This window comes from Pseudomonas sp. CHM02 (assembly GCF_000612585.1).
Lineage (GTDB): Bacteria > Pseudomonadota > Gammaproteobacteria > Pseudomonadales > Pseudomonadaceae > Aquipseudomonas.
Window position 1 is genome coordinate 38403 of record NZ_JFCA01000047.1, and the last position, 15082, is coordinate 53484.

Genomic DNA, 15082 nt, shown 5'->3' on the forward strand with positions numbered 1-15082 from the left:
CTATTCTGCTTAGTGACTCTAAGCCTCCCGCGTGACCAGGCTGTTACAACTCCCTGCAAGGTCACCGGTTCGAACACCCAGTCCACCAGAAACCACTACGAATTTCCAGCCAAGGGTTAGACCGATAGCCTCTAGGGATCAGCATCGGCGGGCATAATTAACCTGACTCATTGTTATTTACCCAAGTTCCCCCAATGTTGGGGTGTAGATACTTATCTCCCCTGCGCAGGTGATGCCCTCCATGTTCTCAGTCCGTCAACGCCGTGCAATTCGCCTGGCCAGCCGCTTCATTGCGCCTTACCGCTGGCACGCGCTTGGCGCGCTGTTGGCGCTTATCGTCACGGCCGGTATCACCTTGTCGATGGGGCAGGGCATTCGCCTGCTGGTGGACCAAGGGTTCATGACCCAGTCACCGCACCTGCTCAACCAGTCCATCGGCCTGTTCATGGTGCTGGTGCTGGGCCTGGCGGTGGGCACGTTTGCACGGTTTTACCTGGTGTCGTGGATCGGCGAACGGGTGGTGGCAGATATCCGTCGGCAGGTGTTCAACCACCTGATCTACCTGCATCCGGGTTTCTACGAGAACAACCGCAGTTCGGAAATCCAGTCGCGGCTGACCACCGACACCACCTTGCTGCAATCGGTGATCGGCTCATCGCTGTCGCTGTTCCTGCGCAATGCCTTGATGGTCATCGGTGGCATCGTGCTGTTGTTTGTGACCAACCCCAAGCTCACCAGTATCGTGGTGGTCGCATTGCCGCTGGTGCTGGCGCCGATCCTGATCTTCGGCCGGCGCGTACGCAGCCTGTCGCGCCAAAGCCAGGACCGCATCGCGGACGTGGGCAGCTATGTGTCCGAGACCCTCGGCCAGATCAAGACCGTGCAGGCTTACAACCATCAGGTGCAGGACGAACAGCGTTTCGCCGTGACCGTGGAAGACGCGTTCATCACTGCGCGCAAACGCATCACCCAGCGTGCCTGGCTGATTACCCTGGTGATCATGCTGGTGCTCGGCGCTGTGGGGGTGATGCTGTGGGTCGGCGGTATGGACGTGATCAACGGGCGCATTTCCGGCGGTGAGCTGGCGGCGTTTGTGTTCTATAGCCTGATCGTCGGCAGTGCGGTCGGCACCCTGAGTGAAGTGCTCGGCGAGCTGCAACGGGCCGCCGGTGCCGCCGAGCGCATTGGCGAGTTGTTGCAGTCGAACAACGACATCCAGGCGCCCGCCACCGGCACCGTCCAACTGCCGGCGCGGGTCAGCGGCCGCATGGCGCTGCAAGACCTGCGCTTTTCCTACCCTTCACGGCCCGACAGCTACGCCATCGACGGCCTTGACCTGACCATCAACCCCGGTGAAACCCTGGCACTGGTGGGGCCGTCCGGTGCGGGCAAGTCGACGATTTTCGACCTGTTGCTGCGTTTCTACGACCCCCAGCACGGCCGCATCCTGCTGGAAGGCCACCCGCTGACCGAACTCGACCCCATGGACCTGCGCCGCCATTTCGCGCTGGTGTCCCAGAGCCCGGCGCTGTTCTTTGGCAGCGTCGAAGAGAACATCCGCTACGGCAACCCCACGGCCACCCCGGAACAGGTCGAAGCCGCGGCGCGCATTGCCCATGCCCATGACTTCATCCTGCAAATGCCCGACGGCTACCAGACCCACCTCGGCGACGGCGGCATGGGCCTCTCCGGCGGCCAACGGCAACGCCTGGCCATCGCCCGCGCCTTGTTGGTGGACGCGCCCATCCTGCTGCTGGACGAGGCCACCAGCGCCCTCGATGCCCAGAGTGAACACCTGATCCAGCAAGCGCTGCCGCAACTGATGCAGGGCCGCACCACGCTGGTGATCGCCCATCGGCTGGCCACGGTGAAGAACGCCGACCGCATCGCCGTGATGGACCAGGGCAAACTGGTGGCAATCGGGACGCACCAGCAGTTGATTGCGAGCAACCCGCTGTATGCGCGGTTGGCGGCGTTGCAGTTCAGTGACGGGGTGCAAGAGCCCGCCTCACACTAAAATCCCACCCATAAAAAAGCCCGCATCTCTCAATGCGGGCATCTGTGCCTCTGTAGGAGCGAGCTTGCTCGCGAAAAACGTCAACGATAACGCCGTTGTTCTGTTTTACGCGGTGCCCTCAGGTTCTTCGCGAGCAAGCTCGCTCCTGCATCATAGTGTTACTGATCATCAAAATACCGCTCATGCCAATCCACCAGCGGCTGGGGTGAATTGAGCTTCTGGCCGTAGATCACCGAATAAGACAGCACGTTCTGCACATACTGGCGGGTTTCGTCGAACGGGATGCTTTCCACCCACACGTCGAAACTCAGGTGATCCGCGCCGCGCAGCCATTGACGCACACGGCCGGGGCCGGCGTTGTAGGCGGCGGAAGCGAGCACGCGGTTGCCGTTGAACTGGCTGTGCACCTGGCTCAGGTAGGCGGCGCCGAGCTGGATGTTTTTGTCCGGGTCCAGCACCTGGGCAGGGGAGGCCAGGGGAATGCTGAACTTGCGTGCGGTTTCCTTGGCGGTGCCGGGCATCAGTTGCATCAGGCCACTGGCGCCGACGCCGGAGCGGGCGTCGTCCATGAAGGCGCTTTCCTGACGGGTGATCGCGAACACCCAGCTGGAATGCAGGCCACGCACCTTGGCTTCGCGTACCAGTGTGTCGCGATGGGCCATCGGGAAGCGGATGTCCAGGTCGTCCCAGTACTGTGCCTGGCTGATGGTGCGGATGGCCGGGAAATACCACTTCATGTCGTAGGCCAGCTTGGCCTGGGCAACCATCTCGTCGCGGTTGAAGTGACGGCTCACGTGGTACCACTCACGGCGGCCATCCACCACCTGGCCGCGCGCATAGAACTCCAGGGCGCGGCGTACACCCGGGGTGTTGCGCACCTTGTTGACCAGCGCCTGGCTCATCAGCAACGGCTTGTTCTTCAATTGATACGGAGCCTTGGAGCGATCCGCGGCGAGGAAACCGTAGAAGTCGCGTTCTTGCGCCAGGTTCTTGTACAAGACCAGCGCTTGCGGGTTCTTCGGCTCGGCCAGTTCCAGGCTGCGGGCTTGCCAGTAGCGCCAGCGGTTGGTGGTGGCCAGGTCTTGTGGGAGCTTGCGGGTCAACTGGTAGGCATCTTCCCAGCGGGCCAGGCGCAGCAGCAGGCGCAGGCGCCACTCGGAGACGGTGTTGTCGCGCAGTTCGGGATCGTACTTAGTCATGACCTCTAGGGCGCGCGGGTCATAGCGCTTGGCCAGGGTGAGGCCGATTTCCCGGGCGATCGACACTTTTTCGTCACGTGAGAAGTGCATGCTGCTGGCGTAGCCGTCGAGCAGGGCCATGGCCTTGTCCGGATCCTGGCGTGCCAGGCGGCGCAGGCCCAGGCCTACGGCGTCAGACATGGCTTCGGTGGCCGGCAGGAAACGCGATGGGTCGCTGAGCATGTCGGGCTTTTGCGCCACGTCCACCATCAAGCGACCTTGGGCACCGAGGGTGGGCAGGGTTTTCACCAGGCTGTTGGCCAGCGCGTAGTTGCGTGCTTCGGCGGCGAGTTTGGCGCGGTCCCAGATCTTCTGTTCGGTGAGTTGGCCGTCAGCTGCCCATTGACCGAAGGTGGCATCGCAGGCCGTCGGTTGGGACTTGCCGGTCATCCACAGTTTTTCGGCGGTCTTGTAGCCTTCGGCCTTCAGATTGTGGGTGAGCTGGAACTGGCCATGCAGGCAGTCCAGTTCGACGAAATTGAGCTTGGCGTCGTAGTACTTTTCAAAGGTCTGCCAGTCGCCACGCTCGGCCAGCCAGCGCAACCAGCGCAGTTTCATCCAGTTGGCCTGGGGCAGGTCGCCGTTCTTGGCGAGGAACTGTTCGATTTCCTGGTTGCTCGCGGTTTTCAGGCGGGCGGTCAGTTCGTCGTAGGCCAGGTACGGTGTCAGCGGGTAGTCAGCCAGCGCCTGGCTGTATTGCATGTACGGGCCGGTATCGCCCTTGGCCAGGGCACGTTTGGCTTCATCGTAATATTGACGTTGGGTGGTGAGGTCCACGGCCTGGGCGGATTGAACGGCGGTGGCGGAAAGAAGCAGACAAGATAAAAAGTTGAAAAGGCGACTGCGCATGAGACGTCCGTGCAGAGAAATCACGACTAGCGCCGGCACCGCCGACACTGATTGCCCCTAGCTTAGCCTTTTGCCAGCGGCCGGTGAAAGCTTTGCCGGCCGGTTCGTTCAAGTTCACTGGAAATGTCCTACAGAACGTGTCGGCAGCGAAAATGCCGGCCGCATCCCACCCTCAACTCAGGTAGAATGCGCGCCCAGTTTTTGGAGAAGCGTATGACCCTGCTCAAATTCAGCGATGTGTCCCTTGCTTTCGGCGCTATGCCGTTGTTGGACAAGGTGTCCTGGCAGATCGCCCGTGGTGAGCGGGTGTGCATCATCGGCCGCAACGGCACCGGCAAGTCCAGCATGATGAAGCTGGTAAAAGGCGACCAGAAGCCCGATGACGGCTCTGTTTGGCGCGCCCCGGGCCTCAAGATTGGCGAATTGCCGCAAGAATTGCCGGTGGCCGACGGACGGACAGTGTTCGACGTGGTTGCCGAAGGCCTCGACGGCGTGGGTGCACTGCTCGCCGAATACCATCACCTGGCGCAGAACTGCGTCACCGAAGAAGACCTGGACAAACTGATGCACGTCCAGCAGGACCTCGAAGCCCGTGACGGCTGGCGCCTGCAGCAACTCGTCGACAGCACCTTGAGCCGCCTGCAATTGCCGGCCGACAAGACCCTCGCCGAATTGTCCGGTGGCTGGCGTCGTCGCGTGCTGCTGGCCCAGGCGCTGGTGTCCGAGCCCGACCTGCTGCTGCTCGACGAACCAACCAACCACCTGGACATCGGCGCCATCGCCTGGCTCGAAGAAGCCCTCAAGGATTTCCAGGGCGCCGTGCTGTTCATCACGCACGACCGGTCCTTCCTGCAGAACCTGGCAACCCGCATCCTCGAACTGGACCGTGGTGGCCTGATCGACTGGAACGGCGACTACGCCAGCTTCCTGGTGCACAAGGAAGCCGCACTGGCGGCCGAAGAAACCGCCAACGCGCTGTTCGACAAGAAACTGGCCCAGGAAGAAGTCTGGATTCGCCAGGGCATCAAGGCCCGTCGCACCCGTAATGAAGGCCGCGTGCGTGCCCTGAAAGCCCTGCGCGTCGAGCGCAGCGAGCGTCGCGAGCGCACCGGCAAGGCCAATATCCAGCTGGACACCGCCGACAAGTCGGGCAAGCAGGTGATGGTGCTGGAGAACGTCAGCTTCCATCACCCGGACGGTCCGTTCCTGATCAAGGACTTCTCCATGGTCCTGCAGCGCGGCGACCGTATCGGCCTGCTGGGCGCCAACGGCACCGGCAAGACCACCTTGCTCAAGCTGATGCTCAGCGGCCTGCAGCCGACCAGCGGCACCGTTGAAGAAGGCACACGCATCGACGTGGCTTACTTCGACCAACTGCGCCATCAGTTGGACCTGGAAAAGACCGTCATCGACAACGTTGCCGAAGGCCGCGACTTTATCGACATCGACGGGCAGAGCCGCCATGTACTCAGCTACCTAGGTGACTTCCTGTTCAGCCCGCAACGCGCACGCACGCCAGTAAAAGCCTTGTCCGGTGGTGAGCGTGCGCGCCTGCTGCTGGCCAAGCTGTTCAGCAAGCCGGCCAACCTGCTGGTACTCGACGAACCGACCAACGACCTCGACGTGGAAACCCTCGAGCTGTTGGAAGAAGTGCTGCTGACCTTCAACGGTACCGTGCTGATGGTGAGTCACGACCGGGCATTCCTCGACAATGTGGTGACCAGCACCCTGGTCTTCGAAGGTGAAGGCAAGGTGCGTGAATACGTCGGCGGTTACCAGGACTGGCTGCGCCAGGGCGGTTCGCCACGCCTGCTGGGCGTGACCGAGAGCAAATCCGGCAAGGCTGACCTCACCTCGGCAGTCGTGGCGCCTGTGGCCGCAGCTGCCGCACCGGCCCAGGAAGCTGCGCCGGTGGCCAAGAAGAAACTCAGCTACAAGCTGCAGCGCGAGCTGGAAGCCTTGCCGGGTGATATCGACGCCAAGGAACAGCAGATCGCCGCAGTAGAAGCGGAAATGGCTGACGGTGGGTTCTACCTGCGTCCGGCGGCAGAAACCGCCAAGGTCATCGCTTCCCTGGAGACGTTGAACCAGGAGCTGGAAGCGTTGGTTGAGCGTTGGGCCGAGCTGGATGCCTGATTGATTCCAGTGCATTAAAAAACCCGGTGTTCATCTGATGAGCACCGGGTTTTTATATGAACCTGTAGGAGCCGGCTTGCCGGCGATTGCATTCTGTCAGTTGATACCTCTGGTGGCTGACGGTCCGCTATCGCTGGCAAGCCAGCTCCTACAAGGGGTTATGCGTTTTTGACCAGCTTCACCGCCAGCACATCGCACGGCGCGCCGTGCAGCACGTCATTGGCGGTGGAGCCCAGCAGCAGCGCCAGGCCGTGACGGCCATGGCTGCCGACCACGATCAGGTCGCAGCCCTGTTCCTTGGCGAGGTGGTGGATTTCCTGGCGCGGTTGGCCGTAAGTGAGGTGGGAGTTTTCCTTGGTCACTTCCGGGTATTTGACGATCAAGCGCTCAAGGCGCTCCTTGGCCTGATCGAACTGTTGTTGCTGCAGTTGGGAAAGGTCCATGGGCACGTCGCCGCCAAAGGCCATGGCCATCGGTTCGACGATATGCACCAGCGACAGCTTGGCGTTGCTGGCGACCGCGAAGGCGCGGGCGCGCTTGATCACTGGATCGCACTCTTCGGTCAGGTCGACAGCGACCAGAATATGTTCGTAGGACATGGGGCGTTCCTCCAGGGGACTGCAATAGATTCAGTATGGCTGCTTTCAAGCGAATGGGGTTGCGTCAGATCAAATCCGCTCATCTAGAAATTCGGGAGTACACATATGACGGTCTGGATAGTGGTGTCAATCCTTGTGGTGGTTCTGAGCCCGCTGGCATGGCTGCGCCCTTCGCGCCATCAGAGCGGGCGCATGGCCTTGCGCATGGAGGCGCGCCGCATCGGCCTGGCCATGCAACTGGCCCCCCAGGAGTGGCCGCACTGGCTCAAGCAAGAGCCGCCGAGCCCTTGCGCGCAGTACTGTCGCCCGCGGCGCGGCAGCGCGCCGGACATCTGGAGTTATTGGCAGTTGGAGCCGGGTGTGTGGGTCAATCAGTGGCGCGAAGTGTGCGTGGATGAGAAGTTGTTGCCGCATTTTGCAGCGCTGCCGGCCAACGTCTACAAGGTTGAGGCCGACAAGCAGATGATCGCCTTGTATTGGGGCGAGAAGGGTGAGGCGAGCGTGTTGAAGGCAATCGATACGCTGCTCAAGGCCTTGGCCTGACACCGACCCTGGCGGCCTGCGACAACCCCCTGTAGGAGCCCGGCTTGCCGGCGATGGCGTTCTCAAGATTGGCGCAATGTTTGCGGGCCCCATCGCCGGCAAGCCGGGCTCCTACAAAGGGCGTGCAAATCATGGAAAACGGCAGGCAATAAAAAGCCCGACATCATCATCGGGCTGGAGTTGGCCAGGCAGGCCGGTAAATCGGTGGTTCCTGCGTCGGATGTTCATCCAGACGCGTTACGGTTGTCGCTAGCCTAGCGGCATATCCCGTTCTGTACAGCCTTTTCCCACATCTTTTCTATTATTGATTCCGTGAATATTTGAATATTGACGAGTCGCGGGCTTAGGGTTGGGGTTCTGAAATGACTGGAAAGTCGCGTTTTTCCTAGCCTTTCGAGCGATTGACAATTGCCCGGAATTGGATGAAGGTGGCGTACCCAAATCAAACGGGCGTATGAATTGAGCGTTTGTCTGTCAGACTGCTCATACAGAATCCCGACTATCGCATTGGCGGGTGTGCCTGGCGGATTGGCATGAGCATTGACGCAACTGTCAGTGTCCAACCAGAGGCCAGCGTCCAGTGTGTACTGTTCAGCTTCCATATCGTGGAGATCAGTTGATGATTTACGAAGGTAAAGCCATCACGGTTAAGGCTCTTGAAAGTGGCATCGTCGAACTGAAATTCGACCTCAAGGGTGAGTCCGTCAACAAGTTCAACCGTCTAACCCTGAATGAATTGCGTCAGGCCGTAGACACCATCAAAGCAGATGCTTCGGTCAAGGGCGTGATCGTTTCCAGCGGCAAGGACGTGTTCATCGTCGGCGCTGACATCACCGAATTCGTCGACAACTTCAAGCTGCCCGATGCCGAGCTCGTGGCTGGCAACCTCGAAGCCAACAAGATTTTCAGCGATTTTGAAGACCTCAACGTACCGACCGTTGCCGCGATCAATGGCATCGCGTTGGGCGGCGGCCTGGAAATGTGCCTGGCGGCAGACTTCCGTGTCATGTCGGCCACGGCCAAGATCGGCCTGCCTGAAGTCAAGCTGGGCATCTACCCGGGTTTCGGCGGCACCGTGCGCCTGCCGCGCCTGATCGGTGCCGACAACGCCATCGAGTGGATTGCCGCCGGCAAGGAAAACAAGGCTGAAGATGCACTGAAAGTCGGTGCCGTCGACGCTGTGGTTGCCCCGGACAAACTGGCCGAAGCCGCACTGAACCTGATCAAGGGCGCCATCAGTGGCGAATTTGACTACAAGGCCAAGCGTCAGCCGAAGCTGGAAAAACTCAAGCTCAACGCCATCGAACAAATGATGTCGTTCGAAACCGCCAAAGGTTTCGTGGCTGGCCAGGCCGGCCCGAACTACCCGGCGCCGGTTGAAGCGATCAAGACCATCCAGAAAGCCGCGAACTTCGGTCGCGACAAAGCCCTGGAAGTGGAAGCTGCAGGCTTCGTCAAACTGGCGAAAACCTCGGCTGCACAAAGCCTGATCGGCCTGTTCCTGAACGATCAGGAACTGAAGAAAAAAGCCAAGGCCTACGACGAAATTGCCAAGGACGTGAAACAGGCTGCCGTACTCGGCGCCGGTATCATGGGCGGCGGAATCGCCTATCAGTCGGCGTCCAAAGGCACGCCAATCCTGATGAAGGACATCAACGAGCACGGTATCGAGCAAGGCCTGGCGGAAGCCGCCAAGCTGCTGGTCGGACGTGTGGACAAAGGTCGCATGACCGCAGCGAAAATGGCTGAAGTGCTTAACGGCATTCGTCCTACGCTGTCCTACGGTGATTTCGGCCACGTCGACCTGGTGGTCGAAGCCGTTGTCGAGAACCCGAAGGTCAAGCAAGCGGTACTGGCTGAAGTCGAAGCCCAGGTCAAAGACGACACCATCCTGGCCTCGAACACCTCGACCATTTCCATCTCGCTGCTGGCCAAGGCCCTCAAGCGTCCGGAAAACTTCGTCGGCATGCACTTCTTCAACCCGGTGCACATGATGCCGCTGGTGGAAGTGATCCGTGGCGAGAAGTCCAGCGAGCTGGCGATTGCCACCACCGTTGCCTACGCCAAGAAAATGGGCAAGAACCCGATCGTGGTCAACGACTGCCCGGGCTTCCTGGTCAACCGCGTACTGTTCCCGTACTTCGGCGGTTTCGCCAAACTGGTCAGCGCCGGTGTGGACTTCGTACGCATCGACAAGGTCATGGAAAAATTCGGCTGGCCGATGGGCCCGGCGTACCTGATGGACGTGGTCGGCATCGACACCGGCCACCATGGTCGCGACGTAATGGCTGAAGGCTTCCCGGACCGCATGAAAGACGACCGCCGTTCGGCGATCGACGCGCTGTACGAGGCCAAGCGCCTGGGTCAGAAGAACGGCAAGGGCTTCTACGCCTACGAGGCCGACAAGAAGGGCAAGCAGAAGAAAGTGGCCGACTCGTCGGTGCACGAAGTGCTGGCTCCGGTCATCTACGAACAGCGTGAGGTGTCCGACGAGGACATCATCAACTGGATGATGATCGCCCTGTGCCTGGAAACCGTGCGTTGCCTGGAAGACGGCATCGTCGAGACCGCCGCCGAAGCCGATATGGGCCTGGTGTACGGTATTGGTTTCCCTCCATTCCGTGGTGGTGCACTGCGTTACATCGATTCGATCGGTGTGGCTGAGTTCGTTGCCCTGGCTGACAAATACGCTGATTTGGGCCCGCTGTACCACCCGACCGCGAAGCTGCGTGAAATGGCCAAGAACGGCCAGAGCTTCTTCGGTTAAGCGCCCAGACGACTAGAGCGAGAATATTTATGAGCTTGAATCCAAGAGACGTGGTGATTGTCGACTTCGGTCGCACACCGATGGGCCGCTCCAAGGGCGGCATGCACCGCAACACCCGTGCCGAAGACATGTCGGCGCACCTGATCAGCAAGTTGCTGGAACGCAACGTCAAGGTCGACCCGAACGAAGTCGAGGACGTGATCTGGGGCTGCGTCAACCAGACCCTGGAGCAGGGCTGGAACATCGCGCGCATGGCCTCGTTGATGACCCAGATCCCGCACACCGCGGCCGGCCAGACCGTCAGCCGCCTGTGCGGTTCGTCGATGAGCGCGCTGCACACGGCCGCCCAGGCAATCATGACCGGTAACGGTGATGTGTTCGTGGTCGGTGGTGTGGAGCACATGGGCCACGTCAGCATGATGCACGGCGTCGACCCTAACCCGCACATGTCGCTGTACGCCGCGAAAGCCTCGGGCATGATGGGCCTGACTGCGGAAATGCTCGGCAAAATGCACGGCATTACCCGCGAAGCCCAGGACGCGTTCGGCCTTCGTTCCCACCAGCTCGCCCACAAGGCGACTGTGGAAGGCAAGTTCAAGGATGAAATCATCCCGATGAACGGCTATGACGAGAACGGTTTCCTGAAGCTGTTCGACTACGACGAAACCATTCGTCCGGACACCACCCTGGAAAGCCTGGCGGCTCTGAAGCCGGCGTTCAATCCAAAGGGCGGCACCGTGACAGCCGGCACTTCGTCGCAGATCACCGACGGTGCCTCGTGCATGATCGTGATGTCGGCGCAGCGTGCCCAGGACCTGGGTATCCAGCCGCTGGCCGTGATCCGTTCGATGGCTGTGGCGGGTGTGGACCCGGCGATCATGGGCTATGGTCCAGTACCGGCCACACAAAAAGCCTTGAAGCGCGCGGGCCTGACCATCAACGACATCGACTTCTTCGAGCTCAACGAAGCTTTCGCCGCACAGGCCCTGCCCGTGCTGAAAGATCTGAAAGTGCTCGACAAGATGAATGAGAAGGTTAACCTGCACGGCGGCGCGATTGCCCTGGGCCACCCATTCGGTTGCTCCGGTGCGCGTATCTCCGGCACTTTGCTTAACGTGATGAAGCAAAATGGCGGCAACCTCGGGGTAGCCACCATGTGCATTGGTCTCGGCCAAGGCATTTCCACCGTCTTCGAACGCGTCTAAGCGTTGGGTTGACGGAAGCCGGGGCCCAGTGCCCCGGTTTTTGTTTTTTGGCGGTTTTGTATTTTTTTTTAACAAATTTTGTAAGAGGGCCAGAGCATGAAAGTCGAACCAGGGCTCTACCAGCATTATAAAGGTCCGCAGTACCGTGTTTTCAGTGTGGCGCGACACTCCGAGACCGAAGAAGAAGTGGTGTTTTACCAAGCACTGTATGGCGATTACGGCTTTTGGGTACGCCCATTGAGCATGTTCCTGGAGACTGTCGAAGTTGACGGCGAGCAGGTCCCGCGCTTTGCTTTGGTCCAGGCCGAACCCAGTCTTTTTTCAGGGCAATAACGGCAGGCCGCGCAGAATGCTGCGCTTGACCTCACCTTGTTGCCACTATATATAGCGTTGCCGCGACAGGCGCCAACTGCCTTTCACTTCTCGAATTCAGGAATTTTCCGATCCATGGGCAAATCGCTGGTCATTGTGGAATCCCCGGCTAAGGCCAAGACCATCAACAAGTACTTGGGCAACGAGTACGTGGTGAAGTCGAGTATCGGCCATATCCGAGACCTGCCCACCAGCGGTTCGGCTAGCGCCAGCAAGGAGCCAGCCGCCAAGCGCGGCAAGGCGTCTGCGGGCGAAGGTCCGGTACTCACCCCTAAAGAGAAAGCGCGCAAGCAGCTGGTCTCGCGCATGGGGGTGGACCCGGATCATGGCTGGAAGGCCAAGTACGAAATCCTTCCAGGCAAGGAAAAGGTCATCGAAGAGCTGCGCCGGCTCGCCAAGGATGCTGACACCATCTATCTCGCGACGGACTTGGACCGCGAAGGGGAAGCCATTGCCTGGCACCTGCGGGAAGCCATCGGCGGTGACGACAGCCGCTACAAGCGCGTGGTGTTCAACGAAATCACCAAGAAAGCCATCCAGGAAGCCTTCTCCAAGCCGGGCGAACTGGACATCGACCGTGTGAACGCCCAGCAGGCCCGGCGTTTCCTCGACCGTGTCGTGGGCTACATGGTCTCGCCACTGCTGTGGGCCAAGATCGCCCGTGGCCTGTCCGCCGGCCGTGTGCAATCGGTAGCGGTGAAGCTGGTGGTGGAGCGTGAGCGCGAGATTCGTGCGTTCATCCCCGAAGAATACTGGGAAGTCCACGCCGACCTCGGCACCGCCAAGGGCGCCAACGTGCGCTTCGAAGTGGCCCGCGAGAAAGGCGAGGCCTTCAAGCCGCTGAACGAAGCCCAGGCCATGGCCGCGCTGGAGAAACTCAAGTCTTCCAGCTACAGCATCGTCAAGCGTGAAGACAAACCGACCAGCAGCAAGCCGTCGGCGCCGTTCATCACATCTACCCTGCAACAGGCCGCGAGCAACCGCCTGGGCTTCGGTGTGAAGAAGACCATGATGATGGCCCAGCGCTTGTACGAAGCCGGCTACATCACCTATATGCGTACTGACTCCACCAACCTGTCGGTGGACGCGGTCGCCATGGCGCGCACTTACATCGAAAGCGAGTTCGGCAAGAAGTACCTGCCGGAGAAGCCGAACGTCTACAGCAGCAAGGAAGGCGCACAAGAGGCTCACGAAGCGATTCGTCCGTCCGATGCCAACACCGAGCCAAGCAAGCTCAGTGGCATGGAGCGCGACGCTGAGCGTCTCTACGAGCTGATCTGGCGCCAGTTCCTGGCCTGCCAGATGCTGCCGGCGCAATACCTGTCCACCACCGTGAGCGTGGGTGCTGGGGACTTCGAGCTGCGTGCCAAGGGCCGCATCCTCAAGTTCGACGGCTACACCCGTGTGATGCCGCAGATCGCCAAGCCAGGCGATGATGACGTGCTGCCGGACATGGCCCAGGGCGATACGTTGAAGCTGATCAAGCTCGACCCGTCCCAGCACTTCACCAAGCCCCCGGCCCGCTACTCCGAGGCCAGCCTGGTCAAAGAGATGGAAAAACGCGGCATCGGTCGTCCTTCGACCTACGCGGCGATCATCTCTACCATTCAGGATCGCGGCTATGTGGCGCTGCACAACCGTCGTTTCTACTCGGAAAAGATGGGCGATATCGTCACCGAGCGTCTGTCCGAGAGCTTCTCCAACCTGATGGACTACGGCTTCACCGCCGGCATGGAAGAGAACCTCGATGACGTGGCCCAGGGCGAACGCGACTGGAAAAACGTGCTGGACGAGTTCTACGGCGACTTCAAGAAGAAACTCGAAGTGGCCGAAAGCCCTGAGAGCGGCATGCGCGCCAACCAGCCGGTGATGACCGACATCCCGTGCCTGACCTGCGGCCGTCCGATGCAGATTCGTACCGCGTCCACCGGCGTGTTCCTCGGATGCTCGGGCTACAGCCTGCCGCCGAAAGAGCGCTGCAAGGCCACGGTCAACCTGGTGCCGGGTGATGAAATCGCGGCGGACGACGAGGGTGAATCCGAGTCGCTGGTGCTGCGTGGCAAGCACCGTTGCCCGATCTGCAGCACCGCGATGGACGCCTACCTGCTCGATGAGAAGCACAAGTTGCACATCTGCGGTAACAACCCGGATTGCGACGGCTACGAGATCGAAGAGGGCAGCTACCGCATCAAGGGCTATGAAGGCCCAAGCCTGGAGTGCGACAAGTGCGGCAGCGAGATGCAGCTCAAGACCGGCCGTTTCGGCAAGTTCTTCGGCTGCACCAACCCGACGTGCAAGAACACCCGCAAGCTGCTGAAGAGCGGTGACGCGGCGCCGCCGAAGATGGATCCGGTGAAGATGCCCGAGCTCAAGTGCGAGAAGGTCAACGACACCTACATCCTGCGTGACGGCGCGTCGGGGCTGTTCCTGGCTGCCAGCCAGTTCCCGAAAAACCGCGAGACCCGTGCACCGCTGGTGCTGGAAATCGTGCCGCACAAGGACGAGATCGATCCGAAGTACCACTTCCTGTGCGAAGCGCCGAAGAAGGACCCGGATGGTCGTCCAGCCGTGATCCGCTACAGTCGCAAGACCAAGGAGCAGTACGTGCAGTCCGAAGTGGATGGCAAGCCGACCGGTTGGAAGGCGTTCTACGACGGCGGTAAGTGGAAGGTCGAGGACAAGCGTCAGGGCGCTTGATCGACTGATCTGCGAAATACAAAGGCCGCCTGCATAGGCGGCCTTTTTCTTTGTACTTGCAGTGCGCTCGGCTGATCCTTGACACTGTTAAGCCAGCATCACGCTTATTCGTTGTGGAGATTGCCGTCATGGCCAACGAACTCTATACCCGTACCAACCAGAAAATTTACTTCGCGGGTCTGTCCCTGGAAGCCCTTGGTCGTGCCGAGGAAGGGAAGGAGATGAATGCCATCGCGCTGGTCCAGGCGGGGCGTGAAGCGGCGTTGTTCCACTTGTACGGCGCCTTGCTGGGCCTGTGTCATGAAATCGCCGGGTTTTACCGCCTGCCCCAGGCCGGTTCACCCCGTGCAGAAATGATCATGAATCGCGACGTGCTGGAAGCCATGGCAATCCCTGAACTGGCCGAGCTGGTGGAAATGGCCCAAAGCCCCGACAGCTGGATCGCACGCTTGCTCAAGGCGCATGCCGACATGTTCCAGCCGCCGCGTATTCCTCATGTGCCCAAGGGGGATGTGACCCAGCCGTTGATCGTAGCGGTTGCGGTGGAAGAGGAAGAGCCCAAGCCGTTGAGCCGGGAAGAGCTGGAAGGCTGGCGCCAGGAACTGAAAAAGATGGCGCTGCGCTTTCGCGAAGGCCTCAACGAGTGCTGATGATTGTGT

Annotated in this window: 10 protein-coding genes; 8 read left to right on the forward strand and 2 right to left on the reverse strand. The window is 60.5% G+C overall.

The genetic code is table 11. The features are described 5' to 3' along the window. Nucleotides 1-232: 232 nt before the first annotated feature. Nucleotides 233-2017 carry an ABC transporter ATP-binding protein/permease gene (locus tag BM70_RS0124475; RefSeq protein ID WP_177326585.1) on the forward strand — a complete coding sequence of 595 codons (1785 nt, stop codon included), beginning with the start codon at nt 233-235 and terminating at the stop codon, nt 2015-2017. Nucleotides 2018-2175: 158 nt separating this feature from the next. On the opposite strand, the gene BM70_RS0124480 is transcribed toward BM70_RS0124475, so the two are convergent. Then, complete coding sequence (locus BM70_RS0124480; protein ID WP_025858480.1) at nt 2176-4104, reverse strand: transglycosylase SLT domain-containing protein; 1929 nt, start codon at nt 4102-4104, stop codon at nt 2176-2178. A gap of 213 nt (nt 4105-4317) precedes the next feature. Here BM70_RS0124480 and BM70_RS0124485 point away from each other — a divergent pair, with 213 nt between their 5' ends. Next, on the forward strand, nt 4318-6240 hold the full coding sequence (locus BM70_RS0124485; RefSeq protein WP_025858481.1) for an ATP-binding cassette domain-containing protein: 1923 nt from the start codon (nt 4318-4320) through the stop codon (nt 6238-6240). Between the two features lie 158 nt (nt 6241-6398). Here the strand turns inward: BM70_RS0124485 and BM70_RS0124490 are convergent, their stop codons facing one another. After that, the gene (locus BM70_RS0124490; RefSeq protein ID WP_025858482.1) at nt 6399-6839 is read right to left on the reverse strand and encodes a universal stress protein; all 441 of its coding nucleotides are present in this window, start codon (nt 6837-6839) and stop codon (nt 6399-6401) included. A 105-nt stretch (nt 6840-6944) separates the two neighbouring features. Between BM70_RS0124490 and BM70_RS0124495 the strand changes: the two genes are divergently transcribed. The 6 genes from BM70_RS0124495 (at nt 6945) to BM70_RS0124525 (ending at nt 15073) form a co-directional block, all read left to right on the forward strand. Then, on the forward strand, nt 6945-7382 hold the full coding sequence (locus BM70_RS0124495; protein ID WP_025858483.1) for a hypothetical protein: 438 nt from the start codon (nt 6945-6947) through the stop codon (nt 7380-7382). 619 nt (nt 7383-8001) lie between these two features. Continuing rightward, nucleotides 8002-10149 (forward strand): fatty acid oxidation complex subunit alpha FadB, encoded by a 2148-nt coding sequence (gene fadB / locus BM70_RS0124505; protein WP_025858484.1) that lies wholly within the window; start codon nt 8002-8004, stop codon nt 10147-10149. Nucleotides 10150-10178: 29 nt separating this feature from the next. Then, nucleotides 10179-11354, forward strand: a complete 1176-nt coding sequence (fadA, locus tag BM70_RS0124510) for an acetyl-CoA C-acyltransferase FadA (RefSeq protein WP_016975260.1) — start codon at nt 10179-10181, stop codon at nt 11352-11354. 96 nt (nt 11355-11450) lie between these two features. Further along, nucleotides 11451-11687, forward strand: a complete 237-nt coding sequence (locus BM70_RS0124515) for a DUF1653 domain-containing protein (protein WP_010212074.1) — start codon at nt 11451-11453, stop codon at nt 11685-11687. A gap of 114 nt (nt 11688-11801) precedes the next feature. After that, nucleotides 11802-14423, forward strand: a complete 2622-nt coding sequence (gene topA / locus BM70_RS0124520; RefSeq protein ID WP_025858485.1) for a type I DNA topoisomerase — start codon at nt 11802-11804, stop codon at nt 14421-14423. Between the two features lie 128 nt (nt 14424-14551). Then, nucleotides 14552-15073, forward strand: coding sequence for a DUF6586 family protein (locus BM70_RS0124525; RefSeq protein WP_025858486.1), 522 nt, complete (start codon nt 14552-14554; stop codon nt 15071-15073). Nucleotides 15074-15082: the final 9 nt, after the last annotated feature.